This is a genomic window from Aquabacterium sp., from assembly GCF_035476535.1.
In the GTDB taxonomy this organism is placed as follows: domain Bacteria; phylum Pseudomonadota; class Gammaproteobacteria; order Burkholderiales; family Burkholderiaceae_C; genus Pseudaquabacterium.
Map to the genome: position 1 here is coordinate 1 of NZ_DATILJ010000001.1, position 1659 is coordinate 1659.

Genomic DNA, 1659 nt, shown 5'->3' on the forward strand with positions numbered 1-1659 from the left:
CGGGCCATGGTCGGCCGCGACCTCGCGGCCCCCGCGGTCGAGACGGTCGTGCTGCATTGAGCCAGGGCCTTGCTTCTAGCGCGGCCTCACCAGGGCGAGATAGGCTTCGCGCGTTTGCGGCGCCACTGCGGCCAGCAGTTGCTCATAAGAAGTCTTGTGACGCGCCAGCATGCGCGCCGACGCCACCGTTTTTGACTTGCAGAACCAGTGGCAGGTGTGCTGCATCAGGAACAGTTCGGCCGACAGCGTGAAGGCTTTCGCCTTCAGCGTGATGTCGTCATGACCTTCCACGGCCGCGGCGATGCCACGGCCGTGAATGGCCAGGGCCGCGCGCATGTCGAAGGAGAAGCCGGGGATCAGCCGGGTGGCCAGCGGCAGGTCGAAGGGCAGCCTGGTGGTGCGAGCCTGCGCCGCGGCCGTTCGTGAAAAGTCCGCGGCGAAGCGCTTGAACTCGGCGCCCAGCGCCTGCTCGGTGGCGCGCAGCGTGTTCCAGATGGGCCCGCTGCGTTCGGGATCGTCCTCGCCCAGCGCGCGCAGGTAGCCTTGCGTGAGCGTCTCCATATGCCGTTCGATCTGGTACCTGGACAGGAAGCTGCCCAGCAGGCGGACGCGCCGCCGCTGGTCGCGGACCTTCACGGTCCACCCGGCAATAGCGGCCAGGGTCGTCAACAAGAACAAATCCATCGCGGCGCTGGTTCCGGGGTGAAAGGAACGCCGAGTGTAGCGACGGCGCCGCCGGGGATCGGCAGGCCTCAGCGCTTCGCGGGGACGCGACGGGCGATGCGTGTCAGACGCCAGCCCAGCAGCACACCGACCCCATCGGCCAGCGCGTCGAGCCATTCGGCCGTGCGGTACCCGGTGAAGCCCTGCAGCAACTCGATCTGCGCGCCGTACGCCAGCAATCCGAGCAGAACGCGTTGCTGGTGTTGCGGGTAGGCGAGGCTACCCATCAGCGTCAGCACCATGAACGCGGCGGCGTGGTTCAGCTTGTCCCAGCCTGTGGGCGGCACGATGGCGGCAGGCGGCATGAGTGCCAGGATCAGCACGGCCACGACGCACGCCGCGAACGCCCAGCGCCACCAGGTGCGCTGCTGCTGGATGCCCGCCCAAATTCCGGAAGAAGCCACTGATACCGCTCAGCGCTTGACGGAGAGCAGCTCGATCTCGAACTGCAGCGTGGCGCTGGGCGGAATCACGCCGCCGGCGCCGCGCTCGCCATAGGCGATGGCCGGCGGGCAGGTCAGGCGCGCCTTGCCGCCCGGCTTCATCAGCTGCACGCCTTCGGTCCAGCAAGGGATGACACGGTTGAGCGGAAACTCGGTGGGCTCACCGCGCTTGTAGGAGCTGTCGAACTCGCGCCCGTCCTGGAAAGTGCCGCGGTAGTGAACCTTCACGACGTCGGTGGCCGCCGGGGCCTGGCCCGCGCCATCCTTCAGCGATTGGTACACCAGGCCGCTCTTGGTGGTGGTGGCGGTAGTAGTGGTCGTCGTGACAGGCTGCGCCAGCGCAGCGGTGGCAACGAGGGACAGCGCCGCAGCGCAAAAGAAAATACGCACCCGAAACACTCCTTGGTTTGATCGCAAGAGTGTGACATGAGTCGGCGGGCTCGTGGGTTGCGGCAAGGTCACAGGTCGAAGTCGGGGGCGAACCTGTTCCGCA

At 67.3% G+C, this 1659-nt stretch carries 3 protein-coding genes; all 3 read right to left on the minus strand.

The annotated features are described in order from the left end of the window. Positions 1-75: 75 nt before the first annotated feature. Positions 76-684 carry a hypothetical protein gene (locus VLK61_RS00005; protein ID WP_325417003.1) on the minus strand — a complete coding sequence of 203 codons (609 nt, stop codon included), beginning with the start codon at positions 682-684 and terminating at the stop codon, positions 76-78. A gap of 68 nt (positions 685-752) precedes the next feature. After that, complete coding sequence (locus tag VLK61_RS00010; protein WP_325417005.1) at positions 753-1127, minus strand: VanZ family protein; 375 nt, start codon at positions 1125-1127, stop codon at positions 753-755. Positions 1128-1136: 9 nt separating this feature from the next. Beyond that, entirely contained in the window at positions 1137-1556 is a 420-nt protein-coding gene (locus VLK61_RS00015) for an FKBP-type peptidyl-prolyl cis-trans isomerase (protein ID WP_414636725.1), read from the minus strand. Positions 1557-1659 lie beyond the last annotated feature (103 nt).